This is a genomic window from Achromobacter sp. T5-5 (assembly GCF_055397965.1).
Genome location: NZ_AP027919.1, coordinates 6,006,905 through 6,032,244 on the forward strand (window position 1 = coordinate 6,006,905; position 25,340 = coordinate 6,032,244).

Annotated in this window: 24 protein-coding genes; 15 read left to right on the plus strand and 9 right to left on the minus strand. The window is 68.9% G+C overall.

Features of this window, described 5'->3' with window-relative positions; all coding sequences use genetic code 11:
- Positions 1-33: 33 nt before the first annotated feature.
- Positions 34-990 carry a polysaccharide deacetylase family protein gene (locus ACZ50Q_RS27190; RefSeq protein WP_139208524.1) on the minus strand — a complete coding sequence of 319 codons (957 nt, stop codon included), beginning with the start codon at positions 988-990 and terminating at the stop codon, positions 34-36.
- Positions 991-1,222: 232 nt separating this feature from the next.
- On the opposite strand from ACZ50Q_RS27190, the gene ACZ50Q_RS27195 reads away from it, so the two are divergent.
- The 3 genes from ACZ50Q_RS27195 to ACZ50Q_RS27205 are packed head-to-tail and all read left to right on the plus strand — an operon-like array spanning position 1,223 to position 5,808.
- Positions 1,223-2,413, plus strand: coding sequence for an ABC transporter substrate-binding protein (locus ACZ50Q_RS27195; protein ID WP_464080064.1), 1,191 nt, complete (start codon positions 1,223-1,225; stop codon positions 2,411-2,413).
- 27 nt (positions 2,414-2,440) lie between these two features.
- A complete protein-coding gene (locus tag ACZ50Q_RS27200) occupies positions 2,441-3,319 on the plus strand; it encodes a branched-chain amino acid ABC transporter permease (RefSeq protein ID WP_076518446.1) in 879 nt (292 codons plus the stop codon).
- Positions 3,319-5,808, plus strand: coding sequence for a branched-chain amino acid ABC transporter ATP-binding protein/permease (locus tag ACZ50Q_RS27205; RefSeq protein WP_464080065.1), 2,490 nt, complete (start codon positions 3,319-3,321; stop codon positions 5,806-5,808). Before ACZ50Q_RS27200 ends, ACZ50Q_RS27205 begins: the two co-directional genes overlap by 1 nt.
- Before the next feature lie 125 nt (positions 5,809-5,933).
- Here ACZ50Q_RS27205 and ACZ50Q_RS27210 read toward each other — a convergent pair whose 3' ends face one another.
- Positions 5,934-6,956 carry an Lrp/AsnC family transcriptional regulator gene (locus tag ACZ50Q_RS27210; RefSeq protein ID WP_464080066.1) on the minus strand — a complete coding sequence of 341 codons (1,023 nt, stop codon included), beginning with the start codon at positions 6,954-6,956 and terminating at the stop codon, positions 5,934-5,936.
- Positions 6,957-7,036: 80 nt separating this feature from the next.
- On the opposite strand from ACZ50Q_RS27210, the gene ACZ50Q_RS27215 reads away from it, so the two are divergent.
- Both ACZ50Q_RS27215 and ACZ50Q_RS27220 read left to right on the plus strand, forming a co-directional pair.
- Complete coding sequence (locus tag ACZ50Q_RS27215; RefSeq protein WP_092579368.1) at positions 7,037-8,341, plus strand: MFS transporter; 1,305 nt, start codon at positions 7,037-7,039, stop codon at positions 8,339-8,341.
- Positions 8,342-8,421: 80 nt separating this feature from the next.
- Positions 8,422-9,849, plus strand: a complete 1,428-nt coding sequence (locus ACZ50Q_RS27220; RefSeq protein ID WP_464080067.1) for an amidase — start codon at positions 8,422-8,424, stop codon at positions 9,847-9,849.
- Between the two features lie 120 nt (positions 9,850-9,969).
- On the opposite strand, the gene metK is transcribed toward ACZ50Q_RS27220, so the two are convergent.
- Positions 9,970-11,133, minus strand: a complete 1,164-nt coding sequence (gene metK / locus ACZ50Q_RS27225; protein WP_076518441.1) for a methionine adenosyltransferase — start codon at positions 11,131-11,133, stop codon at positions 9,970-9,972.
- Positions 11,134-11,410: 277 nt separating this feature from the next.
- Between metK and ACZ50Q_RS27230 the strand changes: the two genes are divergently transcribed.
- Genes ACZ50Q_RS27230 through xerC form a run of 5 tightly spaced genes read left to right on the plus strand, consistent with a single transcriptional unit; the run spans position 11,411 to position 15,849 of the window.
- Positions 11,411-12,277, plus strand: a complete 867-nt coding sequence (locus ACZ50Q_RS27230) for a lysophospholipid acyltransferase family protein (protein ID WP_076518440.1) — start codon at positions 11,411-11,413, stop codon at positions 12,275-12,277.
- Positions 12,278-12,316: 39 nt separating this feature from the next.
- A complete protein-coding gene (locus tag ACZ50Q_RS27235; RefSeq protein ID WP_464080068.1) occupies positions 12,317-13,207 on the plus strand; it encodes a lysophospholipid acyltransferase family protein in 891 nt (296 codons plus the stop codon).
- A gap of 30 nt (positions 13,208-13,237) precedes the next feature.
- On the plus strand, positions 13,238-14,149 hold the full coding sequence (gene dapF / locus ACZ50Q_RS27240) for a diaminopimelate epimerase (protein ID WP_092579374.1): 912 nt from the start codon (positions 13,238-13,240) through the stop codon (positions 14,147-14,149).
- 4 nt (positions 14,150-14,153) lie between these two features.
- Positions 14,154-14,831: a DUF484 family protein gene (locus ACZ50Q_RS27245; RefSeq protein ID WP_076518437.1), complete on the plus strand. Its 678-nt coding sequence runs from the start codon at positions 14,154-14,156 to the stop codon at positions 14,829-14,831.
- 28 nt (positions 14,832-14,859) lie between these two features.
- Entirely contained in the window at positions 14,860-15,849 is a 990-nt protein-coding gene (gene xerC, locus ACZ50Q_RS27250) for a tyrosine recombinase XerC (protein ID WP_464080069.1), read from the plus strand.
- 81 nt (positions 15,850-15,930) lie between these two features.
- On the opposite strand, the gene ACZ50Q_RS27255 is transcribed toward xerC, so the two are convergent.
- The 6 genes from ACZ50Q_RS27255 to ACZ50Q_RS27280 are packed head-to-tail and all read right to left on the minus strand — an operon-like array spanning position 15,931 to position 20,468.
- Positions 15,931-17,037: a nickel/cobalt transporter gene (locus ACZ50Q_RS27255; protein ID WP_464080070.1), complete on the minus strand. Its 1,107-nt coding sequence runs from the start codon at positions 17,035-17,037 to the stop codon at positions 15,931-15,933.
- Positions 17,028-17,621, minus strand: coding sequence for a DUF1007 family protein (locus ACZ50Q_RS27260; protein ID WP_464082043.1), 594 nt, complete (start codon positions 17,619-17,621; stop codon positions 17,028-17,030). The genes ACZ50Q_RS27255 and ACZ50Q_RS27260 overlap by 10 nt, the downstream gene beginning before the upstream one ends.
- Before the next feature lie 50 nt (positions 17,622-17,671).
- Complete coding sequence (locus ACZ50Q_RS27265; RefSeq protein ID WP_464080071.1) at positions 17,672-18,694, minus strand: metal ABC transporter substrate-binding protein; 1,023 nt, start codon at positions 18,692-18,694, stop codon at positions 17,672-17,674.
- A gap of 21 nt (positions 18,695-18,715) precedes the next feature.
- Positions 18,716-19,582: a metal ABC transporter permease gene (locus ACZ50Q_RS27270; protein WP_076518432.1), complete on the minus strand. Its 867-nt coding sequence runs from the start codon at positions 19,580-19,582 to the stop codon at positions 18,716-18,718.
- A complete protein-coding gene (locus ACZ50Q_RS27275) occupies positions 19,579-20,301 on the minus strand; it encodes a metal ABC transporter ATP-binding protein (protein WP_076518431.1) in 723 nt (240 codons plus the stop codon). Before ACZ50Q_RS27275 ends, ACZ50Q_RS27270 begins: the two co-directional genes overlap by 4 nt.
- Positions 20,298-20,468, minus strand: coding sequence for a hypothetical protein (locus ACZ50Q_RS27280; RefSeq protein WP_172805870.1), 171 nt, complete (start codon positions 20,466-20,468; stop codon positions 20,298-20,300). Before ACZ50Q_RS27280 ends, ACZ50Q_RS27275 begins: the two co-directional genes overlap by 4 nt.
- 160 nt (positions 20,469-20,628) lie before the next feature.
- Here ACZ50Q_RS27280 and ACZ50Q_RS27285 point away from each other — a divergent pair, with 160 nt between their 5' ends.
- The 5 genes from ACZ50Q_RS27285 to hslU all read left to right on the plus strand — a co-directional run bounded on the left by ACZ50Q_RS27285 (position 20,629) and on the right by hslU (position 25,256).
- Positions 20,629-21,132 (plus strand): Fur family transcriptional regulator, encoded by a 504-nt coding sequence (locus ACZ50Q_RS27285; RefSeq protein WP_076518430.1) that lies wholly within the window; start codon positions 20,629-20,631, stop codon positions 21,130-21,132.
- Between the two features lie 330 nt (positions 21,133-21,462).
- Entirely contained in the window at positions 21,463-22,596 is a 1,134-nt protein-coding gene (locus ACZ50Q_RS27290) for a CobW family GTP-binding protein (RefSeq protein WP_092579386.1), read from the plus strand.
- A gap of 125 nt (positions 22,597-22,721) precedes the next feature.
- On the plus strand, positions 22,722-23,186 hold the full coding sequence (gene dksA, locus ACZ50Q_RS27295; RefSeq protein WP_056327244.1) for an RNA polymerase-binding protein DksA: 465 nt from the start codon (positions 22,722-22,724) through the stop codon (positions 23,184-23,186).
- 125 nt (positions 23,187-23,311) lie between these two features.
- A complete protein-coding gene (gene hslV / locus ACZ50Q_RS27300; protein ID WP_056327243.1) occupies positions 23,312-23,851 on the plus strand; it encodes an ATP-dependent protease subunit HslV in 540 nt (179 codons plus the stop codon).
- Positions 23,852-23,921: 70 nt separating this feature from the next.
- Positions 23,922-25,256 (plus strand): ATP-dependent protease ATPase subunit HslU, encoded by a 1,335-nt coding sequence (gene hslU, locus ACZ50Q_RS27305; protein ID WP_076518428.1) that lies wholly within the window; start codon positions 23,922-23,924, stop codon positions 25,254-25,256.
- Positions 25,257-25,340 lie beyond the last annotated feature (84 nt).

Consider the following 25,340-nt stretch of genomic DNA (forward strand, 5'->3'; position numbering starts at 1 on the left):
TGGGTTCACGCGGGGCCGCGCGCCGCGCGGACGCTAGGCGATGACGCCCGGGGGCAGGCCGTCCACGTGCCGGCAGATCTCGCCGGGCGTGGTGAACCAGATCTCGCCGCGGTCGCGGGCCGCAGCCAGCGGCGCCAGCGCGCGCCGCAGGTGCCGCAGCCGATACGGCTGGCCGACGATGTAGGGGTGCAGCGCAATGCCCATGACCAGCGGCTGGCGGACCGCCTGCGCGCGCATTTCCTCGAACTGGTCAAGGATCATATCGGCAAAATCGCGCGCGTCCATCTTGCGGCCCATGATCATCGGGATGTCGTTGAGTTCCTGCGGATAGGGGATCGCCCACAGGTCGCCGGCGCGCGTGCGCATGCGCATCGGCTGGTCGTCGTGGCACCAGTTCAGCGTGTAGCGGTAGCCCGCCTCGGCCAGCAGGTCGGGCGTGGCGTGGCTTTCCGAGATCCACGGCGACAGCCAGCCGGCCGGCTCGCTGCCGGCGTGCCGCAGGATGCGCTCGCGGCAGTGCGCCAGCAGCGCCTTTTCCTCGCTTTCGGGCATCCCGCCCTGCCGGTGCGCGTTGCTGTAGCCATGTCCGATCAGTTCGTCGCCCCGCGCGAGGAAAGCATCCACCAGGTCGGGGCAATGGTCATACAGCGCGGTGTTGATCAGCACGCCGGCCGGCAGGCGCAGGGCGTCGAAGAGTTCCAGGCAGCGCCAGGCGCCCACGCGGTTGCCATATTCGCGCCACGCGTAATTGAGCACGTCCGGATGGGGCGACGCCGGCCCCAGTTCCGCGCCCAGCCCTTCCCCGAAAGCGAAGTGCTCGATGTTGAACCCCAGGTAGACGGCCAGGCGGGCGCCGTTGGGCCAGACGTAGTCGGGCCGGCCAGCGATGGCCCGGTAAGGAAATCGGCCGTGGCAGGCGAGCGGCTCCGGCGTCCACGCGGCCTGGCCGCCGCGCCCCGGATTAGTGCCTTGTAGCGAAGATGGATTCATTTTGGTGCAAATCCTGATGCATGATTGTGAACAAAACTGCTGATCTTTTGGCGACAAAAACTCGGTTCTATGTGCGCAATTCCCGTCCCTGGGGTCCCGCCTGCCCCGTGGCGGCAGGGCGTTGGCGGCGGCGAACACCGGGCGCGAAGCAGGTGGCATGGATCTTGCATGAGGGAACGGCGCAGCACTTAACCCCATGCAAGATTCATTCCACTTTTTCCAGGAGTGCCCGATGACCCCGACCCGTCGTTCCTTCATGCTCCGCGCGACCGCCGCCGCCCTCTTCGCCGCGGGCCAGGCCATGCAGCCGGCGCTGGCAGCGGACCCGATCAAGATCGGCCTGATCACCGCCCTGTCCGGGGAGTCGGCGCGCGCCGGCGAGGCGCTCACGCGCGGCATGACCGTGGCCATCGACGAGATCAATGCGCGCGGCGGCCTGCTGGGCGGCCGCCAGATCGTGCTGGTGCGCCGCGACGACGAGGGCAATCCCGCCAAGGGCATGGCCGCCGCGCGCGAGCTCATCTACAAGGAGAAGGTCGCCGTGCTGTTCGGCGGCCTGGACACGCCGGTCTCCATGGCCATCGTGCCGATCGTCAACCAGGAGAAAGTGCCTTTCGTGGGACCCTGGGCGGCGGGCACCGCCATCACGCACAACAAGGGCAATCCCAACTTCGTGTTCCGCGTGTCCGCCATGGACGAGATCGTCGACAGCGCGATGGTGAAGTACGCGCAGAAGACTTTCCAAAGCGCCAAGCCCGGCATGATCCTGGTGAACAACCCCTGGGGCGAATCCAACGAGAAGGGCTTGAACGCCGCGCTGGCCGCGGCCAAGGTCACGCCCGCCGGCGTCGAGAAGTTCCAGCCCAACGATCTGGACATCGTGCCCCAGCTCAGCCGCCTGAAGGCCGCGGGCGCCGACACGCTGTTCCTGGTCGGCAACGTGGGTCCCTCGGCGCAGGTCGTGAAGTCGCTGGACCGCATGGGCTGGAAGGTGCCCGTGGTGTCGCACTGGGGTCCCGCCGGCGGCCGCTTCACGGAGCTGGCCGGCCCCAACGCCAAGAACGTGCACTTCGTGCAGACCTACAGCTTCTTCGGCAAGCAGGGCCCGGTGGGCGAGAAGGTCATGCAGGCGCTCAAGACCAAGTATTCCGACATCAAGGGGCCGCAGGACATCACGCCCGCGGTGGGCGTGGCCAACGCCTATGACGGCATGCAGCTTGCCGCGCTGGCCATCGCGCAGGCCGGTTCCACCGACGGCGACGCGGTGCGCGAGGGCTTCTACAAGATCGGCAAGTACGACGGCCTGATCAAGACCTACGAGCAGCCCTTCACGCCCGCCTCGCACGACGCGCTGCGCGAGGACGACTACGTGTGGACGCATTTCATCGACAACCGCATCCTGCCCGTCAAGGGCGTGCAGTAAAGCGGCCGGACCCCGCGGGAGACGCGCATGTTGTTGATGTCCGCCATCGTCAGCGGCCTGGGCCTGGGTAGCATGTACGGCCTGATGGCCCTGGGCTTTTACCTGACCTACGCCGTGTCCGGCACGGTGAACTTCGCCCAGGGCAGTTCCATGATGCTGGGCGCCGTGCTGACCTATACGTTCGCCCAGACGCTGGGCTGGCCGCTGGCGGCCGCCCTGGCGCTGGCGCTGGCGCTTTGCGCGCTCTATGGCCTGGTCGTGGAGCGGCTGGCGGTCAGGCCATTCGCCAGCCGCGGTTCCAACGCCTGGCTCATGTCCACGGTGGCGCTGGGCATCGTGCTGGACAACGTGGTCATGTTCACGTTCGGCAAAGAGCCGCGCAGCCTGCCTTCGCCGCTGGCCCAGGCGCCGCTGGAGATCGGCGGGCTGGGCCTGGGCATCTACCCGCTGCAGCTCCTGATCCCGGTGGTGGGACTGACGCTGGCGGCCGCGCTGCACACGCTGTCGCGCCGCACCCGGTGGGGCGTGGCGCTGCTGGCGGTGGTGCAGAACCAGAACGCCGCGCGGCTGATGGGCATACCCGTGCGCCGCGCCATCATGGCCGCCTTCGCCGTGTCCACGCTGTTCGCGGGCGTGGCCGGCGCGCTGGTCGCGCCGCTCTTTAACGTGCAGGCCGACATGGGCACGCTGTTCGGCTTGAAAGCCTATGTGGTTGCGATCCTGGGCGGCATCACCAGCGCCTGGGGCGTGATGATCGCGGGCCTGCTGTTCGGCGTGGTCGAAGCGCTGATCACCGTGGCGCTGGGCTCGGGGTACACGCAGATCATCAGTTTCACGCTGGTGATCATCATGTTGGCCGTGCTGCCCAATGGCCTGTTCGGGCGCGCCGATGTGAGGAAGGTCTGATGAACAAGCAATCCGCAACGCGCTGGCTGCAGCCGGCGATCTATGCCCTGCTGGCGGCCGCGGCCCTGGCGCTGGCGGCCACCGTCAACGGCTACTACGTTTTCGTGCTGGGCAACGTCGCGCTGCTGGCGCTGGCCGGCATCGGCCTGAATGTGCTGCTGGGCCTGACCGGCCAGATGTCGTTCGGGCATGCGGGCTTTTACGCCATCGGCGCCTACACAGTCGCAATCCTGACCGGGCAGGCGGGGTGGAGCTTCTGGCTGGCCTGGCCGGCCGCCGCGCTGGTCTGCAGCGCCTTCGGCCTGCTGCTGGCCGTGCCGGCGCTGCGCGTGAAAGGGCCGTACCTGGCGATGATCACCATCGCCTTCGGCTTCATCGTGGAGCACGCCCTGATCGAGGGCGGTTCGCTGACGGGCGGCCAGAATGGCCTGATGGGCATCGTGCAGCCCGCCATCGGCAGCCTGGGCGGCGACCGCGGCGTGGCCATGCTGGCCATCGTGGCCGTATTCGTGGCGCTGGCCGCCTATGCGTTGCTGTCGCGCGGCGCCTGGGGCGCCGCCATGCGCGCGGTCAAGGACAGCGAGACGGCCAGCGAGTCCATCGGCATCAATCCGCTGGCGGTCAAGGCGGTCGCGTTCATGGTGTCGGCCGCGCTGGTCGGCCTGGCGGGCGGGCTCTACGCACCGCTGACCGGCATGATCACGCCGCACAATTTCAACTTCATGCAGTCGATTCTTTTCGTGCTGGCCGTGACGATCGGCGGCGCGGGATCGCTTGCCGGTCCGCTGCTGGGCGCCGTGGTGGTGGGCCTGCTGCCCGAGATGCTGTCCAGCCTGGAGGAATACCGCCTGCTCTTTTTCGGCGTGTTCCTGCTGGTGGTGCTGTGGGCCGCGCCCGAAGGCGCCGCCGGCCTGCTGGCCCGCTGGCGGCGCGGCGCGCCGACGCACGGGCTGGCGCCTCGCCACGGGGCCATGCCGACGTCCGCGCGCGCTCGCCGCACGCTGCGCGCCGACGCCCTCACCATGACCTTCGGCGGCGTGCGCGCCGTGCAGGGCGTGTCCTTCACCGTCCCGCCCGGCGCCGTGACCGCGCTGATCGGGCCCAACGGCGCGGGCAAGTCCACCGTCATCAACATGCTGAGCGGCTATTACCAGCCGACCGGCGGTGCCGTGGCGCTGGGCGACGCGCCGCTGGCCGCGCTGGCCGCCCATCGCGTGGCGCGCAGCGGCATCGCGCGCACCTACCAGACCTCGCAGCTCTTTGACACGCTGAGCGTCGAGGACAACGTCGCGCTGGGCCTGCTGCGCGGGCGCCTGGGCGGGCTGCTGGCCTCGCGCCGCTACCTGGCCGCCGACGCGCGCGAACGCGCCCGCGCCCTGCTGGCGTTCTGCGGCTACGAAGGGGCGCTGGACATCGCGGCGGCCGACCTGCCCCACGTGGACCGCCGGCTGGTGGAGATCGCCCGCGCGCTCGCCACCGACGCCGACATCCTCTTGATGGACGAACCGGCGGCGGGACTCTCGCGCGAAGACAAGACGCGGCTGGCCGGATTGCTGCGCCGCATTGCCGAAGCAGGCGCGGGCGTGCTGCTGGTCGAGCACGACATGACGCTGGTAATGGGCGTGTCCGACCACATCGTGGCGATCGACGCCGGGCGCGAGCTGGCGCAGGGCAGCGTCGCCGAGATCCAGCAGTCCCCGGAAGTGCGCCAGGCCTACCTGGGCGACGAGGCGGCCCGCCGGGCGCCCGCCGCGCGGCGCCGGCCGGCGGGCGAGACCCTGCCGCCCGAAGTGCTGGGCGTGGGCAGTCTGACGACGGGATACGGCGCCAATCCGGTGCTGCATGGCATCGACCTGCAGGTCCGCCAGGGCGAGATGGTGGCGCTCCTGGGCGCGAACGGCGCGGGCAAGTCCACGCTGATGCGCACGCTGGCCGGGCTGCACCGGCCCGCGCAGGGCGGCATGCATCTGCAGGGCCAGGAACTGCAGGGCCTGTCCGCCGACCGGATCGTGGCGCGCGGCCTGGTGCTGGTGCCCGAAGGCCGCCAGGTGTTTCCCGGGTTGAGCGTGCTGGACAACATCCGGCTGGGCGCCTTCCTGCATCCGCAAGACCGCGAGGCGCGGGTCGAGGAAATGCTCACGCGGTTTCCGCGGCTGCGCGAACGGCTGCACCAGCGCGCCGGCCTGTTGTCGGGCGGCGAACAGCAGATGCTGGCGATTGCGCGCGGCCTGATGTCCAGGCCCGTGATCCTGCTCCTGGACGAGCCGTCGCTGGGCCTCGCGCCCAAGATCATCGACGAACTGTTCGAGGCCCTGGACCGGCTGCGCCAGGAATCGATGACCATCCTGCTCGTGGACCAGATGGCGGCGCTGGCGCTGTCGCTGGCCGACCGGGCGTACGTGCTGGAATCCGGCCGGGTCGCGGCGCATGGCGCGGCGGCCGACATTGCGCAGGATGGGGCGCTGGCGCGCGCGTACCTGGGGGCCTAGCCTGCGCGCTCCGGCCGCGTAGCGGCCGGCGCGGCCGGGGCGGCCTTCTTGTGCGTTATGGGACTGGCATTACTTGCCTGACATTTCTTGCCCGGCATTTCTTGCCTGACATTTCTTGCCTGACATCACGTGCCTGACGGACCCGAGTCGGCTTCGGGTCCCAGCCGCGTCCCGGCGCGCACGATGCCGCAACGCTTGTGCGCGCGCATCACCACGCCGACGTCGCTATTCAGCACGCCGTCCAGCTCGCCCAGGCGCCGCGTCACCACTTCCCATAGATGCAGGCTGTCGCGGCACAGCACGTGCCAGAAGAGCTGCGACGCGCCGCTCGTGCCGAACAGGCAGCGCGTGTGCGGATCGAGCGCCAGGTGCGCGGCCAGCGCGTCCACCGCCTGCGGCCGCACCTGCACCGAAATCACCGCCTCCACCGGAAAGCCGACCAGCGCCGGCTCGACTTCCACCCGAAAGCTCAGCGCCCGGCGCTCCACCAGGTTCTGCAGCAGCCGATGCGCCGTGGGCTCGCTCACGCCGGCCCGTTCGGCCAGCTCGGCCAGGCTGGCGCGCCCATCCCGCATCAGATGGGCGACCATGCGCTGTTCGGCATCCGACAGCGCCGACGGCGGCGGCAGCGCCGGCGCGTCCGCACCGCCGCCGAGCTGGGGCTGGATGCGCCACTGGCCCGCGCGCCGGAACGGCCGCAGCACCAGCCGCGCCTCCACGTGTTCCACGCCATCGATCGACGGCAGCACCCGCGTCACGACGTCCGGCATATCCGCGGCGTCCGCCAGCGTCAGCTCGGCCATCAGGTCGGCCGACCCGGCCAGCGTCACGATGAGCTGGCTGATGTCCAGCCGCGCCAGCCGTTCGGCCACGTCCGGCACCCGGCCCGACCGGCAGCGCACCCACGCATGCAGCACCACCCCGCGGCCGGTGGCCAGCGGGTCCGGTTCGGCAATGACGCGCAGCGCGTCCGCGTCCATCAGGCGCTTGATGCGCCGCGCCACGGTCCGCTCGGCGATGCCCGTTGCCGCCCCCAGTTCGCGCCACGAGGCGCGGGGCTGGGCCTGCAGCGCGACCAGGCACGCGAGATCCGTGTCGTCGAGCTCGGCGATTAGGGGGTTACCCTTACTTGACGTGACCATATCCATTAATCTAACGTTCGCGCATTGATAAAAACACAAATTTACTTGGTCTATTTGACCAAAAATAAAACCACTTTGAGGACGTCATGAGCAGCACATCCGCAACCTTGCGCCAGGCGCAAGGGGCAAGCGCCCCGCCCGTCTCGCGCGGTCGCACGATTCTGGCCGGTAGTGTAGGCAATGCGGTGGAATGGTTCGATTGGACCATCTACGCGTCGTTCGCCATCTTCTTTTCCAGCCAGTTCTTTCCCCCGGGCAACGAGACTACCGCGCTGCTGGCGTCCTTCGGCATTTTCGCGGTGGGCTTTTTCATGCGTCCGGTGGGCGGATGGGTGCTGGGCATCTTCTCCGACCGCTATGGCCGCAAAGCCGCGCTGGGCCTGACGATCCTGATGATGGCGGGCGGTTCGCTCATCATCGCGATCACGCCCACCTACGCCGCCATCGGCATTGCCGCGCCCCTGCTGCTGACCGCGGCGCGCCTCCTGCAAGGCCTGTCGCTGGGCGGAGAGTATGCCTCGGCCACGACCTTCCTGGCGGAAATGGCGCCGCCCAACAAGCGCGGCTTCTATTCCAGCTTCGTGTTCTTCAGCGCCGCGGTCGGCATCCTGGCCGCCTCCGCCGTCGGCTGGGTCCTGACCACCGTCCTGACCAAGGCCGACATGGCGGCGTGGGGCTGGCGCATTCCCTTCCTGCTGGGCGCGCTGGGCGGCCTGGCCGGCATGTGGATCCGCCGCGCCATCCCGGAGACCGAAGCCTTCTCGCACGCCAAGAAGGCCGGCGTCGAAAAGCAGCCCCTGCGCACCCTGCTGCGCGACCATCCGCGCGAAGTGCTGCGCATCGTGGGCTTTTCGGTCCTGACGACCTTCGCGTTCTACATCTTCGTGGCCTACGTGCCCACCTACGCCATCCGCCAGGTCGGCGCCGATCCCAAGACCGCGTTCGCCGCCAATACCGTCGCGCTGGTCGTCTTCATGCTGGTGCAGCCCCTTTTCGGCATGCTGTCCGACCGCATCGGCCGCAAGCCGCAGCTCATCTTCTTTGCGGCCGGCTACCTGCTCTTTTTCTATCCGCTCATGACCACGCTGGGTCCGTCGTTCGGGTCGATCCTGGCGGTGGAGCTCTTCGGGCTGGTGCTGTACGCGATGTACACCTCGATCGCGCCGGCCATCATGTCCGAGCAATTCCCCACCAGCGTGCGCGCCGTCGGCATCGGCACGCCCTACAACCTGGTCGTCGCGCTGCTGGGCGGCACCACGCCCTATCTGCTGACCTGGCTGCAAAGCAAGGGCATGGAGCGCTGGTTCTTCTATTACGTGCTGGCGGGCGCCGTCATCACGCTGGTCACCTTCATCCGCATGCCCGAAACCCGGGGCCAGGTCCTGAAATAGCCATCGCAGGACGCACCCCGCCCCGAACGCTTTCCGGTCCCGCAATGGACCGGAAGGCTTTTTCATTTCGAGAAGACGCCATGCCCGCCCAAGACACCCCCCTGCACTTCCAAGACGCCGGCCAGTTGGCCCGCGCCATCCGCGAACGCAAGATCTGCTCGCGCGCGCTCACCCTGCATTTCCTGGACCGCATCGAGCGCAGCGGGGCGCTGGCCGCCTACAGCGTGGTCACCGCCGAACGCGCGCTGGCGCAGGCCGACGCGGCGGACCGGCTGCTGGACGCGGGCATCTGCCTGGGACCGCTGCATGGCGTGCCGGTGGCGATGAAGGACAGCATCCAATGGGCGGGCACGCTGGCCACCGGCGGCTCGCAGACGCGCGCGGAGGTTGTCAGCGCGCAGACCGCGGCCGCGACGCAGCGGCTCACGGCGCAGGGCATGGTGATCCTGGGCAAGACGCGCATGACGGAGTTCGCGTTCGGCCTGTCGGGCCAGAACCCGACCCAGGGCACCGCGCGCAATCCCTGGGACGCCAGCACGGCGCGCGCGCCGGGCGGCTCGTCCAGCGGCTCGGGCGTCGCCGTCGCGGCGGGCCTCGCACCGCTGGCGCTGGGCGGCGACACCGGCGGCTCCGTGCGCGCCCCCGCGGCGCTGAACGGCGTGGTCGGCTACAAGCCGTCGTCCGGCCTCATCAGCCGCGCGGGCTGCCTGCCGCTGTCCGACACGCTGGACGTGCTGGGCCCGATCACGCGCACCGTCGCCGACGCCCGCCTCTTGACCCAACTGCTGGCCGGGCCCGACGTCGACGACCCGGCCACGCTCGGCCTGCCCGCCGCCTGCGTCACGGCCCTGCGCGACGCGCAGACGCGCAAGCCGGGCGCCGTCGCCGTGCTGGCGCCGCAAGCCTGGCCCGCCCCGCTCACCGACGAGGCGCTGCAGGCCTGGCATGAAGCGCAGGGCCGGCTCGCGCAGGCCGGCTACACGCCCACCGCCTGGCACCCGCCCGCGTCCCTGTCCTTTGCCCGCATGGCCGACGACAATTCGGTGGTGCTGGCGTACGAGGCTTTCCGCTACTACGGCGCCCTGGCCGACGACCCCGCGCAACCGCTGTGGGACGTCGTGCGCGCGCGCATCGCCGCGGGCGGCCGGATCACGCAGGCGAGCTACGAGGCCGCGCTGCGGCGCCGCCATGCCGACATGGCGAACTTCGCGCAGGCCATGCGGGGCGTGGACGCCCTGCTCATGCCCGCCTGCGACCAGGCCGCGCAGGCGCTGGACCCGCAGGACACGCGCCACGCCGGCCTGGGCAAGCTGTTGCGGCCGGCCAATTTCCTGGGCGCGGCGGCGATTGCGCTGCCGGCGGGCCGGGATGCGGATGGCATGCCGTGCGCCGTGCAGTTGCTGTCGCCCGCGGGCGGCGACGCGGCGTTGCTGGACTGCGCGGCGGCGTTGGAAAGCGTGCTGTCTCCGGTTGCGCATCGCCCTGACCTGTCGGCCTGGGGTCTTTGAATCGCGTGCCCCTGAACCGCGCGCCCTGCGCGCACGCCTCACCTGACACCCTGCATCCGTACGAAAAAAAAGCGCCCCGTCGGGGCGCTTTTTGTTGAACCGGGCAGGGAAGATCCGGCGTCAGGCGGACTTCTTCAGTTCCTGCACCTTGTCCGTGGCTTCCCACGAGAACTCCGGCTCCGAGCGGCCAAAGTGGCCGTACGCGGCGGTCTTGGTGTAGATCGGGCGCAGCAGGTCCAGCATGTTCACGATGCCCTTCGGACGCAGGTCGAAGTGCTCGCGCACCAGCTTGGCGATCTGGTCGTCGGGGATGACGCCCGTGCCTTCGGTGTACACGGTGATATTGATGGGCTCGGCCACGCCGATGGCGTAGCTGACCTGCACCTGGCACTGGCGCGCCAGGCCCGCGGCCACGATGTTCTTGGCCACGTAGCGGGCGGCGTAGGCCGCCGATCGGTCGACCTTGGACGGATCCTTGCCCGAGAACGCGCCGCCGCCGTGCGGGCATGCGCCGCCGTAGGTGTCGACGATGATCTTGCGGCCGGTCAGGCCGCAATCGCCTTGCGGGCCGCCGATGACGAAGCGGCCGGTCGGGTTGACCAGGAACTTGGTCTTGGGCGTGATCAGGCCTTCGGGGAAGCTGGGCTTGATGATGTCTTCGATGACCGCTTCGCGGATGGTCTCTTGCGAAACCTCGGGCGAATGCTGGGTCGACAGCACGACGGTGTCGACTTCGGCGGGACGGCCGTCGATGTAGCGGAACGTCACCTGCGACTTGGCGTCGGGACGCAGCCACGCGAGGCGGCCATCCTTGCGCAGCTCGCTCTGGCGCTGCACCAGGCGGTGCGCGTACCAGATCGGGGCCGGCATCAGGTCGGGGGTTTCGTCGCAGGCGTAGCCGAACATCAGGCCCTGGTCGCCCGCGCCCTGGTTCAGGTAGTCTTCCGAGCTGCGGTCCACGCCCTGCGCGATGTCGGGCGATTGCTTGTCGTAGGCGACGAGCACCGCGCAACCCTTGTAGTCGATGCCGTATTCGGTGTTGTCGTAGCCGATACGGCGGATCGTGTCGCGCGCGACCTGGATGTAGTCGACGTTGGCGGTGGTGGTGATTTCGCCAGCCAGCACGACCAGGCCCGTGTTGCACAGCGTTTCGGCTGCGACACGCGCGTTCGGGTCTTGCGTGAAGATGGCGTCGAGGATCGAATCGGAGATCTGATCGGCAACCTTGTCGGGGTGCCCTTCAGAGACGGATTCGGAAGTGAAGAGAAAATCGTTGTTGGCCACAGATGCGTCCTTGCTTGTCCGGGATTCCCGGCACATAGGTTCACGAGGCGCGCTGCACCCCGGTCTGCACTGCGAATGCCAACTGGGCGCGACGCTTTAGCGGATTTGGCAATGGCCGCGCAGAACGCCGCACCTTTGCCGTCGCCCCGCAAGTTGTCGGTTAACTCGGCGACTGGTCGGATTTTAAGCGAAAATGCCGTTCTTATGCTTGCGGCGAGGGTGTATGCATATACCCCGAGCAGCGGCACGACCCGGCCCGATTTCCTCCTTTTGACGCATGCTGCTGCCTCTGTTTCGACTATTTGCCGCCCTGCCGCTCCCCGTCGCGCATGCCGTCGGGCGGCTTGCCGGGCGCGCCGTCTATGCCTGGCCGGGCAAGTACCGGCGCCGCCTGCAGGCCAACGCGGCCCAGGCCGGCTATCCCGGCGCGGCGTTCGCGCGCCGCGCGGCGGCCGAAGCCGGCGCCATGATCCTGGAGAATCCGCGCGTCTGGTTCCGCAACCAGGAAAGCCTGGCGCAGGTGGTGTCCGACGATGACCACGTGGTCGCGGCCGCGCGCGCCGAAAACCGCGGCATCCTGTTCCTCACCCCGCACCTGGGCTGCTTCGAGATCACGGCGCGCTACCTGGCGCGGCAGATGCCCATGACGGTGATGTTCCGCCCCCCGCGCAAGGACGTGCTGGCGCCCTTGCTGGAAACGGCGCGCAACAGCTCGGCGGTCAATGCCGTGCCCGCCACCATGCAGGGCGTGCGGGAATTCGTGCGCGCCCTGCGCCGCGGCGAATCCGTCGGCATGCTGCCCGACCAGGCGCCCAGCGTGGGCGACGGCGTCTGGGTGCCGTTCTTCGGCCGCCTGGCGTACACCATGACCCTGCCGGGCAAGCTGGCGACCCAGACGAACGTGCCCATCATCCTGACCGCCGGCGAGCGCCTGCCCAAGGGCCGCGGCTGGCGCATCCACTACGTCCGGGTCCCCGAGCCGCTGCCCGCCGATCCGGAGGGCCAGGCCGCCCTCATCAACGCCGCGATGGAAACGCTGATCCGCCGCTGCCCCGAGCAGTACCTCTGGAGCTACAACCGCTACAAGACCCCGCGCGGCGCCCCCCCGGCGCCCGACGCCGAACCGGCGCCCCCGGCCGCCTGACGCCCCGCCGATCCCGCCGCCCGGTCTCATTCCACATCCATGAACGATAGAAAAACGCGCACGCTGGTCTCCCTGTTGAAATGGTTCGGCCGCATCAAGCCGGCGACGCGCCTGCGCATCGGCGCCTGCCTGGGCTGGCTGGCGCCCCGCCTGGCCAAGTCGCGCGCGCGCATCGTGCGCCGCAACCTGGAACTGTGCTTTCCCGACCAGCCGGCGGCCGTGCGCGAACAATGGGTGGCCGACCACTTCCGCGCGCTGGCGCAATCCATCGTCGACCGCGGCGTCCTCTGGTACGGCACGCCCGAGGCCATCCGGGAGATGGTTACGCAGACGGGCGCCGAGCGCATCAATGCCCTGACGGCCGAGGGCCGTTCCGTGATCCTGCTGGCGCCGCACTTCATCGCGCTGGACGCCGCCGCCACCCGCCTCACCATGGAAGTGCCCAGCGCGGCCACCATGTACACCCCGCAGAGCGATCCGCACATCGACGCCGTCGTGGCCGCCGGCCGCGCGCGCTTCAACGAAGTCTTCCTGGTCAGCCGCAAGGATGGCGTGCGCGAGCTGATCCGCCACCTGCGCGCGCCCCGCCCGGTCTACTACCTGCCCGACATGGACTTCGGCCGCCAGGGCTCGGTCTTCGTGCCGTTCTTCGGCGTCCCGGCCGCCACGCTGCTCGCCACCGCCCAGCTCGCGCAGAAGTGGAACGCCGCCGTGCTGCCGATCGTGGGTTTCTGGAATCCGGACACCGGCAAGTACCACGTCGACGTCCTGCCGCCGCTCGAGGACTTCCCGGGCGACGACGGCCTGGAAGCCGCCACCGCCCGCCTGAACCGCGAACTGGAAGCCTGGGTGCGGCGCTGCCCCAGCCAGTACTACTGGGTCCACCGCCGCTTCAAGACGCGGCCGCAAGGCGAAGCCAAGCTTTACTGACGCCGGGCGCGCGCCCGCCGCGCCACGATAATGGGCGATAATCCCGTGATGAACTGGAACTTCACCAAAATGCATGGCGCGGGCAACGATTTCGTTGTGCTCGACGGGGTCCGCCAGGCCATCGACATGACGCCCGAACGCGCGCGCGCGCTGGGCGACCGCCATTTCGGCATCGGCGCCGACCAGATCCTGCTGGTCGAACGCGCCACGCGGCCGGACGCGGACTTCCGCTACCGCATTTTCAATTCCGATGGCAGCGAGGTCGAACACTGCGGCAACGGCGCCCGCTGCTTCGTGCGGTTCGTGCACGAACAGGGCCTGTCCGACCGCAACCCGCTGCGCGCCGAGATCGCCACGGGCATCCTGGTCCTGGACGAAGGCGACGACGAGCAGGTCACCGTGGAAATGGGCAGCACCCGCTTCGACCCCGCCGCCCTGCCCTTCGATCCGGCCGGCCTGCCTTCGCGCACGCAGGGCCAGGACACGATCTGGGAACTGGACCTGGACGCGCCCGCCGGCATGCCCCGCACGGTTGCCATCTCCGCCGTCGCCATCTCCAATCCGCACGCGGTTCAGGTCGTCGATGACGTCGACACCGCGCCCGTCGCCGTGCTGGGTCCACTCATCGAGCACCACCCGCGCTTTGCGCGCCGCGTCAACGCCGGCTTCATGCAGGTCGTCGACCGCCACAACATCCGCCTGCGCGTCTTCGAACGCGGCGCCGGCGAAACCCTGGCCTGCGGCACGGGCGCCTGCGCCGCCGTCGCGGCCGGCATCCGCCGCGGCCTGCTCGATTCGCCCGTGCGCGTGCAAACCCGCGGCGGCGTCCTGACCGTCGCCTGGAACGGCGAACAGCTCCGCATGACCGGCCCCGCCGAATCCGTCTTCACGGGCCAGGTCGACATCGACAAGCTCGTCTTCTCCATGGCGCTGAACCGATAACCCTATGACCGATACCGCTTTCACCGCCCAGGACATCGCAGCCTTCCTGCAAGAGAACCCCGGCTTCTTCGATGAGCACGCCGACGTCTTCGCCACCCTGCAGGTGCCGCATCCGCACGGGTCGCGCGCCATTTCGCTGGGCGAACGCCAGATCCTCACGCTGCGCGAACGCACCCGCGAACTCGAATGGCGCCTGAACGAACTGGTGCGCAACGCCACCGCCAACGAGACCATCGGCTCGCATGTGGCCAAGTGGTGCTGCCGCCTGCTGTCCGAATGCGATCCGCAACTGGTGCCGGGCGAAATCGCGCTGGGCCTGGCCGAACAGTTCGAGCTCAACCACGTGGCGCTGCGCCTCTGGAACCTGTCCGACCTGCCCGACCACGGCTACGGCGAACCCGTGTCCGAAGACGTGCGCACCTTCACCGACAGCCTGAAGACGCCGTACTGCGGCACCGACACGGCTTTCGAGGCGGTGTCCTGGCTGGACGCCAAACCCAAGTCGCTGGCGCTGGTGCCCCTGCGCCTGGAGGCCGACGGTCCGGCCGTGGGCCTGCTGGTGCTGGGTTCCGACGACCCCGAACGTTTCACGCCCGAAATGGGCACGACGTTCCTGGAGTCCGTCGGCCAGCTCGCGTCCGCGGCCCTGCACCGGCTGAATCCGGCCTCGCCCAAGGTCTAGGCCGGACGGGGCGGACAAGGACCACGCCATGCCCAGCGACGCGCACGACGCCCACTCGCCCCCCGTCGCCCTGCCCGACCCGATGCGCGCCTGGCTGCGCCATCTGGAAACCCACCGCCGCTATTCGCCCCATACGCTGGACGGCTACCGGCGCGAGCTGCAATTCCTGCGCGAACTGGCCGACAAGTCCGGCCTGCCGCTGGACAAGCTCAGCAACGGCCATATCCGCCAGTTCGTGGCGCGCCTGCACGCGCAGGGCCGCGGCCCGCGCAGCCTGGCGCGCACCCTGGCGGCCTGGCGCGGCTTTTACCAATGGTGGGCGCCAGCGGCGGAACTTGCCGGCAACCCCGTCGCGGGCGTGCGCGCCCCCAAGGCGCCCCGCGGCCTGCCCAAGGCCCTGTCCGTGGAGCAGACCCAGGCCCTGCTGGACCGCGCGCCGGCGCAGGTCGCCACCGAACCGGCCGCGCTGCGCGACCAGGCCATGCTCGAACTGCTGTATTCCAGCGGGCTGCGGCTGTCGGAACTGGTGGGCCTGGACCTGCGCTATGAACGCGCCGCCGGCTACGAATCGCGGGGCTGGCTCAACCTGGATGAGGCCGAGGTCGTGGTGCTGGGCAAGGGCGGCAAGCGCCGGTCGGTGCCGGTCGGCCAACAGGCCCTGGCGGCCCTGCGCAAGTGGATCGAAGCCCGCCCGCAGCTTGCCCTGCCGGCGCCGCCGCCCGAGGATGCGGCCGCGCTGTTCCTGGGCGCGCGCGGACGCCGGATTTCGCCGCGCGTGGTGCAGCTGCAGCTCGCGCGCATCGCCCAGACGGCCGGCGTGCCCACCCACGTGCATCCGCATGTGCTGCGCCACAGCTTTGCCAGCCACGTGCTGCAGTCGGCGCAGGACCTGCGCGCGGTGCAGGAGATGCTTGGCCACGCCAATATCTCGACGACGCAGATCTACACGCGGCTCGATTTCCAGCATCTGGCCAAGGCCTACGACCAGGCGCATCCGCGCGCCGGCCGCAAGTCCTGAAAGGCTGACGGCCGCCCGGCGGCGCGGCTGGGACCCGCGCGAACCTTGTGTACGAACGGACGGGGCCGCGACGTACCGCGCTCAGCCGCCGGCGGCCACCATGCCGCCCAGCAGCATCACCCCCAGCAACAGCACCGCCAGCGCCGCCAGCGCCTCGATGGCATAGCGCAGCCGCGCCGCGCCCGCGCCGGACAGGCGGCCGCCCAGGCGCGTGGCCACGCCGCCCGCCGCCACGGCCAGGCAGGCCAGCGCCGCCACCGTCAACCCGGTGCCCAGGCCCATCGCCAACGCCGAGGCCACGCCCGCCGCGAAAAACCCCTGCGACAGCGCGAACACCAGCACGATCAGCGCCCCGCTGCAGGGCCGCAGGCCCACCGCCAGGATGGCCGACCCCGCGCGGCGCCAGTCCAGCGGCCCGGCAACCTGCTCCGGCGCCGGCACATGCGCATGGCCGCAGCCGCAATCGAGGCCGTGGTGGGAATGGGAGTGGGCGGGGATGTGGCTGGCCGAGCGGCCATGCGAGTGACCGTGCGCGTGGTCGTGGTCGTGGTCGTGGCTGTGGCTGTGGCTGTGGCTGTGGCTGTGGCTGTGGTCATGATCGTGGCCGTGGTCCCGCCCGCCCATCGCGCCCGCCGCCCGCCGCACCAGCGGCCGCACCGCCTTGATCCACACCAGCCAGGCCCCCAGCAGCGTCACCAGCCCATAAGACGCCAGTTCCAGCCAGCGCGTGGCCTCGTTCATCGTCGCTGCGGTCGCGTTGAACACCATGGCCAGGACGGCCACCAGCAGGATCGCCACCAGCGCCTGGATCAGCGAGGACGCCAGCGCCAGCAGCGCGCCATTGCGCGCGGTCTGCCGGTTGGCCAGCACGTACGAGGAAATCACCGCCTTGCCATGACCGGGCCCCAGCGCATGAAAGACGCCATAGGCGAAAGACAGGCCCACCAACGCCCACGCCGCGCCTCCGTCTGCCTGCCAGGCGCGCACCGCGCCCGTCAACTGCCGGTAGAAATGCGACTGCCAGACGGACACGCTGCCGAAGAAGCTGGAGAGCCAGCCGGGGCCGGCAAGTCCCGTTCCGCTTTCCGGCACCCCGAAGGGATGCGCGCCCTGCGCGAACGCGGCGGACATCCCGCCCAGCATCGCAAGCAGGAGCGCCAGCGCCGCCGCGCGACGGCCTAGGGGCACCGCACGTCGATCCGGTGCGTGAGTCCCTTGGTGATGGCAAAGAGTTCGTCCGGCAACGCGTCCGGGTCGGCCGGGATCGCGGCCAGCTGCTGCATGGTTTTCCAATCCAGTTCCTTGGGCTTGCGATAGTCGGCGGTGCAGGCCGCGCTCCGCGGACCGCCCAGCGACACCGCGCCCTTCTCGTCAAAAGCGTAGGCCACGAAATAGGTGGGGTCGTAGATATCCACCTGCGCGCCGCCCGCGCCCGGCGCAACGGGCTGGGCCAGCGGCAAAGTGAACGTCAGCGTCAGCCGCGAGGCCTTGGGATTCCAGTCGACGCGGGCATCGCGCGGCGCGGCGAAGGCGGCGCTTTTGCCGTCCACCGTCACCCGAGTGAAGTAATGGGAGATCGGCTCGCCCAGCGCCTTCATCCAGTCCTGCGCCATGCCTTTCAGCGTCTCGGCGGGCAGCGAACCGTCCTTGCCCTTTTTCAGCCCCTGCGTGGCATAGGCCCCGAACATCTCGTCGAACCGCCAGACCTGGCGGACGGCGGTGATGCGCTGCCCGGCATCGATCTCGATCTGCGCGCGGGCGTCGATCCACATGTGCGGATGCGCGCTGGCGGCGCCCGCCGCCAGCAGCGCCGCCACGGCGCTCAGGGCTGCAATGCCGTGGCAAGCTGACGTGCGTTCCATTCAAACATTTCCAGGTAGGTGGCGCCCGGCTGTCCGGGCTTGGACAGGGCATCGGAGTAAAGCGTACCACCCACCTTGGCGCCGGTCTCGCGCGCGATCTGCTGGACGAGCTTGGGGCTGCTGATGTTCTCGACGAACACCGCGGGCACCTTCTCGCGCCGCACCTGCTCGATGATGGCGGCCACCTCGCGCGCCGACGGCTCGGCGTCGGTCGACACGCCCATCGCGGGAATGAACGTCACGCCGTAGGCATCGCCAAAATAGCCGAACGCGTCGTGCGAAGTGACGACCTTGCGGCGATCGGCGGCGATGGCGTCGAAGGCCTTGCGCACGCTGGCGTCCAGCGCATTGAGCCGCGCGATGTACGCGTCGGCGCGCTGGCGGTAGGCCTGCGCGTGCGCCGGATCGGCCGCGGCCAGGCCATCGGCCACATTGCGCGCGTAGATCACGCCGTTCGCCAGGTTCTGCCAGGCGTGCGGATCGGCGCCATGGTGATGATGATGGCCATGCTTGTGATCGTCATCGTGGTCGTGGTCATGATCATGACCATGATCATGATCATGATCGTGATCGTGGTCATCGTGGCCGTCGGTGCCGCCATGGCCCTCGCCCTGGCTCCCGAACGCGCGCGGCTTGACGCCCTTCGAAGCCGTCACCGTATGCCCGGAGAATCCGGACGCCTTGGTCAGCCGGGGCAGCCAGGTCTCGAAATCCAGGCCATTCACGATCAGCACGCGCGCCTCGGCCAGCTTCCTGGCGTCGCCAGGCGTGGGCTCGTAGCCGTGGGCGTCGCCGTCCGGCCCGACCAGCGTGGTCACGCTGACGTCGGCGCCCCCGACCTCGCGCACGATGTCGCCCAGGATGGAAAAGCTGGCCACCACCTTCAGCGGCTCGGCCGCCTGTGCGGTCCCCAGGATGGCCGACAGGCACACGCCGGCCATGGCCAGCAACGCCCGGCGGCGGGCCGGCGAATTCGAACGCATAGCGAATCTCCTTAAGTAGTTTCAGGCAGGCCGCGCGCGTCGCGCCGCCCGCAGCAGGCCGCCTTGCGGACCGCCCACGATGGAAAACAGATAGCAGGCGCCGGCCGCCAGGATGATGGCGGGCGAGGCCGGCACGTCGAAGTGATAGGAGACCAGCAGGCCGGCCACCGACGCGGCCACCCCGATCGCCGCCGACAGCGGAATCTGGCGGGCCGCGCTGCGCACCCAGAAGCGCGCCGCGGCCGCGGGCAGCATCATGATGCCCACCACCATCAGCGTGCCCAGCACCTGGAAGCCCGCCACCAGGTTCACCACGACCAGCACCAGAAAGCCCATGTGCACCACGCCGCCGCGCCCGCCGCTCGCGCGCAGGAAACCGGGATCCAGGCACTCGGCCACCAGCAGGCGGTAGATCGCGGCCAGCGCCAGCAGGGTCACGCTGGCCGTGGCCGTCACGAGCAGCAGCGCCGCGTCGTCCAGCCCCAGCACCGTCCCGAACAGGACATGCAGCAGGTCCATGTTGGAGCCGCGCAGCGATACCAGCAGCACGCCCAGCCCCAGCGATATCAGGTAGAACGCGGCAAAGCTCGCGTCTTCGCGCAGCGGCGTCAACCGCGCCACCAGCCCGGCCAGCAACGCCACGGCCAGACCGGTGACGATGCCTCCCAGCATCATCGCCCCCAGCGACAGGCCCGCCATCAGGAAGCCGACGGCCACGCCGGGCAGGATGGCGTGCGACATCGCATCGCCCATCAGGCTCATGCGCCGCAGCACCAGAAAGACGCCCAGCGGCGCGGCGCCCAGCGACAGCGCGCAGGCGCCCGCCAGCGCGCGACGCATGAAGCCGAAATCCACGAATGGCGACACCACCCACTGCGCCAGCGTCATGCCCAGGCCCCCGCCTGCCGCTGCCGCGCGGCTTTCAGGTGCGCGTCGCTCAGCGTCGTGCACGTATCGCCCCAGGCCACCACCGACCCGGACAGGAGCAGGCATTCCGGGAAATGGTCGCGCACCAGGTCCAGGTCGTGCAGGACCGCGATCACGGTCCGGCCCTGGCCATGCAGGCCGCAAAGCAGCGCCATCAGTTCCTCGGCCGTGTGGCTGTCCACTGCGGCGAAGGGTTCGTCCAGCAGCAGCACCGGCGCATCCTGCACCAGCATCCGGGCAAACAGCGTGCGCTGCATCTGCCCGCCCGACAGCGTATCCACGCCCCGGTCCGCGGCATCGGCCAGGTTGACCGTTTCCAGCGCCTGCATGCAGCGGTCCAGCTCCTCGCGGCCGAAACCGCGCCATCCGCCCACGCGGCGCCACGCGCCCATCGCAACCAGGTCGAGCACGGTGGTGGGAAACGACCGGTCCAGCTCCGCCGCCTGCGGCAGCCAGGCCAGCGCGGAGCGTCCCGCGCCGCGTATGCGCACGCTGCCCGTCATCGGGCGCAGCACGCCCATGATGCCCTTGATGAGCGTCGACTTACCCGCGCCGTTGGGTCCGACCACGGCCGTCATGCCGCCGGGCGCGAAGCTGCCCGACACCGAACGCAGCGCCGCGCGCCCGTGCCAGCCGAACGATGCGTCGGCCAGCTCCACCGTGATGGGCGCCGCATTCATCGCGGCCACCAGTCCAGCGCCCAGCCGGTCAGGCCCCACAGCAGGACCGACGCGGCCAGCGCCCAGGCCATGCGCCGCCAGGCGGAAACGAGAAACGCGGATCGGGGCGGCGTGCCCCGGCCGGGCGCGGCGCCGGGCCGCGGGGGCAGGAGCGTGAAATGGGACATGGGGGACGACAGGGAACGCGGCAATGACAGTTTTATTATGTTATATCATAACTAAACTATCCGGACGCTGGCGCCGGCTCCCGCACCCCGGGGTTTTCTGCTACCTTCCAGGCATCTCACGCGCGCGTCGCGCGCGTTTTCCATTCAGATAAAGCCCGCCATGTCCGCTCCGTCCCGTCCACCCCGCAGCGATACCGTAGGCGCTCAGCTCAGCGTCGCCGAAACGCTCTGCGCGCAGCGCGGACGCCGCCTCACGCCCATCCGCCGCAAGGTGCTTGAACTCCTGCTGCGCCACGGCCGCAGCCTGAAAGCCTACGAACTGCTGGACGCGATGCGCGCCGTCCACCCCGGCGCCGCGCCCCCCACGGTGTACCGCGCCCTGGATTTCCTGATGGACGAAGGCCTGATCCACCGCCTGGACGCCGTGAATGCCTGGAGCGCCTGCCACGACGCCGGCGGCGCGCCCCACGACCTGCTGGTGGTCTGTACCGGTTGCGGCGCGGTGGCCGAAGTCTCCGATCCGGCCATGAGCCGGCAACTGGCCGAACGCGTCGCCCAGACGGGCTTTGCGCTGGCCACGCACGAAACCGAAATCCGCGCGCTGTGCCCGCAGTGCCAAAAGAAGCAGCCGGCCGACGCCGGACACCATCACCACCACCACTGAACGGCTGACCCCGCGCCGCCCCGCTCATCCTTTGGATCCGTCCCGACGGGCGGGCCATCCACGTCCGCCGCGCAAGCCGCACTTGAAAGCCGGCAAACCGCCCCCAAATAGAGGTATCGCCTGATATCTTGACGGCGTACGGCTGCCATCTGGCGGCCTCGGCCCCCCGGGTTGGCCCGGGGTTTGCCCCCTGCCCCCGACTGTGCTGTAATCCTGCGTCCGGCCGCCATCGGCGGCCTTCGCAGCCTGTGGCAGACATCAATCGGCAGGGACTGAAAACCCCGTCAGGCGCTGTATTCCACGCCCTGACTTCACGCTAGCAGCTTCGCCATGAATACCCCGCGCAGTTTGGACAAAATGGTTCCCGTCACCATCCTCACCGGCTTTCTCGGTGCGGGCAAGACCACCCTGCTCAAACGCATCCTGACCGAATTCCATGGCCGCCGCGTCGCGGTCATCGAAAACGAATTCGGACCGGAAAGCATCGACAACGACCTGCTCGTGCAGGACAGCGACGAAGAAATCATCGAACTGTCCAACGGCTGCGTCTGCTGCACGGTGCGCGGCGACCTGATGCGCACGCTGTCCGACCTGCGCGCCAAGCGCGAAGCGGGCGAACTGACTTTCGAACGCGTCATCCTCGAAACGACCGGCATGGCCAACCCTGGCCCCGTCTGCCAGACGTTCTTCATGGATGACGACATCGCCGAGTACTACCGCCTGGACGCGGTGGTCACCGTGGTCGATGCCAAGCACGGCATGGCCACCCTCGACAACCAGCCCGAAGCCCAGAAGCAGGTCGGTTTCGCCGACCGCATCCTGATCTCGAAGAAAGACCTGGTCAACGACGTCGACTACGAAGCGCTGCGCCACCGCCTGGTTCACATGAACCCGCGCGCGCCCATCACCGCCGTCAACTTCGGCGACGTCGACCTCAAGTCCATCATCGACATCAGCGGCTTCAACCTGAATTCCATTCTGGACATCGACCCGGAATTCCTGGCCGATGAGCATCCGGACGCCGCCCACAGCCATGCCCACGATCACGACCATGGGCACGATCACGGCCATGACCACGGTCACGACCATGACCATGATCACGACCACGATGGCGAATGCGGCGCGCACTGCAATCATGCCCATCATCACCACCCGAAGCACGACGACGAAATCGGCGCCTTCGTGTTCCGTTCGAACAAGCCGTTCGACCCCGCGCGCCTCGAGGAATTCCTGGGCGGCGTCGTGCAGGTCTACGGCCCCGACCTGATGCGCTACAAGGGCATCCTGTACATGAAGGGCATCAACCGCCGCATGTTGTTCCAGGGTGTGCACATGATGATGGGCGCCGAACCCGGCAAGCCGTGGACCGCGGCCGAGAAACCGTCCACCAAGATGGTGTTCATCGGACGTAAGCTGCCCCAGGAGATTTTCACCCGGGGCTTGGAGCAGTGCCTGGCGGGGTAATCCCCATTCCTGCGTGACGTGATGCGACGAAGGCAGTACTGTGAGGTACGGATAGCGTAGGCAACAAGTAACACGGACCGGGAATGGACGCCCGCGCCAGGATCGATTCATAGTGGAGTGTTTACATGGCTACCAAGGCAGCAACCAAAAAATCAAGCAAGTCGACGAGCGATACGGCGATTGATCTGCCCAGCGAAAAGGAATTGCTGGCCATGCCCGAGTCCGACTACATGAACGACCGCCAACTGGCGTTCTTCAAGGAACGGCTCAAACAACTCGAGCAGGACATCCTGGCCAACGCCGGCGAAACCACCGAGCACCTGCGTGAAACGCAATTCGTGCCGGATCCCGCCGACCGCGCCACCATCGAGGAAGAGCACGCCCTGGAACTGCGCACCCGCGACCGTGAGCGCAAGCTGCTCAAGAAGGTGCAGCAGTCCATCGCCCGCATCGACAGCGGCGAATACGGCTGGTGTGAAGAAACCGGCGAGCCCATCGGCATCCCCCGCCTGCTCGCCCGCCCCACGGCCACCCTGTCGCTGGAAGCGCAGGAACGCCGCGAGATGCGCCAAAAGCTGTACGGCGACTGACCCGTCCCGCATTCGCACCGCCACTGCAAGGCCATGCTGGTTCAGCATGGCCTTTTTTGTCGCGCTGGCCAGACCTTGATATCCCTGCGACCGCCCCCAGCTAATCCTTTCAAAGGAAGGAACGCATGGAACAATTTCACGCCACCACCATCGTGTGTGTGCGCCGCGGCAACCGCGTCGCGCTCGGCGGCGATGGCCAGGTCACCCTGGGCAACATCGTCATCAAGGGCACGGCCCGCAAGATCCGCCGCCTCTACCACGACAAGATCCTCGCTGGCTTTGCCGGCGCCACCGCCGACGCGTTCACCCTGCAGGAACGCTTCGAAGCCAAACTCGAAAAGCACCAGGGCAACCTGATGCGCGCGGCCGTCGAGCTGACCCGCGACTGGCGCACCGACCGCGTCCTGCGCCGGCTGGAAGCCATGCTGATCGTGGCCGACGCCGAGCACACGCTGGTGCTCACCGGCAACGGCGACGTCCTGGAGCCCGAACACGGCCTGGCCGCCATCGGCTCCGGCGGCGCCTATGCCCAGTCGGCCGCGCTGGCGCTCTTGCGCAACACCGATCTGCCGCCCGAAACGATCATCAAGCAATCGCTCGAGATCGCCGGCGACCTGTGCATCTACACCAACCAGAACCACGTCATCGAAACGCTGGGCGACTGACGCCCGCCGCGCGGCGCAGCCTGCGCCGCGGCGCCCTCCCAGCCCGCCTTAGCTCCAAGGATCCGCCCTCATGTCCGCATCCAACATGACGCCCGGAGAGATCGTCTCCGAACTCGACAAGTACATCGTCGGCCAGAACCGCGCCAAGCGCGCCGTCGCGGTGGCCCTGCGCAACCGCTGGCGCCGCCAGCAGGTCGCGGAACCCCTGCGCCACGAAATCCACCCCAAGAACATCCTGATGATCGGCCCGACCGGCGTCGGCAAGACCGAAATCGCGCGCCGCCTGGCCAAGCTGGCCAACGCCCCGTTCATCAAGATCGAAGCCACCAAGTTCACCGAAGTCGGCTACGTGGGCCGCGACGTGGACACCATCATCCGCGACCTGACGGAATACTCCATCAAGCAGACGCGCGAGCTGGAAATGCGCCGCGTGCGCACCCAGGCCGAGGACGCCGCCGAGGACCGCATCCTGGACGCCCTGGTCCCGCCCCCCCGCGGCGCCTCCGGCGAACCGCTGCGCGGCGAAGACAACAGCGCCCGCCAGACCTTCAGGAAGCGCCTGCGCGAAGGCAAGATCGACGATCTTGAAATCGAGATCGAAGTCGCCCAGGCCGCGCCCCAGATGGACGTCATGACGCCGCCCGGCATGGAAGAAATGGCCGAACAACTGCGCGGCATGTTCGCCGGCCTGGCCCGCGACAAGAAAAAGCCCAAGAAGATGAAGGTCCGCGAGGCCTTCAAGCTGATCGTCGACGAAGAAGCCGCCAAGCGCGTCAACGAAGAAGACCTGCGCGCCGTGGCGATCACCAACGTCGAGCAGAACGGCATCGTCTTCCTGGACGAAATCGACAAGATCGCCGCGCGCCAGGAATCCGGCGGCGCGGATGTGTCCCGCCAGGGCGTGCAGCGCGACCTGCTGCCGCTGGTCGAAGGCACCACCGTCAACACGCGCTACGGCATGGTCCGCACCGACCACATCCTGTTCATCGCATCGGGCGCCTTCCACCTGTCGCGTCCGTCCGACCTGATCCCGGAACTGCAAGGCCGCTTCCCCATCCGCGTCGAACTCGAATCGCTCACCGCCGAAGACTTCGTGCGCATCCTGTCCGACACGGACGCCTCGCTGACCAAGCAGTACACGGCGCTGATGGCCACCGAAGACGTCGCGCTGGAATTCACCGACGAAGGCGTGCGCCGCCTGGCCGAACTGGCCTTCGAGGTCAACGAGACCACCGAAAACATCGGCGCCCGCCGCCTGTATACGGTGATGGAAAAGCTGCTGGACGAACTGTCCTTCGACGCCACCTCCAGCCAGGACAAGCATGTGAAGATCGACGCCGCCTACGTCAATGCGCAGTTGGCCGAAGCGGCCAGCAGCCAGGACCTGGCCCGCTACGTGCTCTGACGGCCCGGGGCTCCGGCCCCGCCCCAGACGCAAAAAAGCCCTGCCGCAATCGCTTGCGGCAGGGCTTTTTCTTCCGGGTCCGGC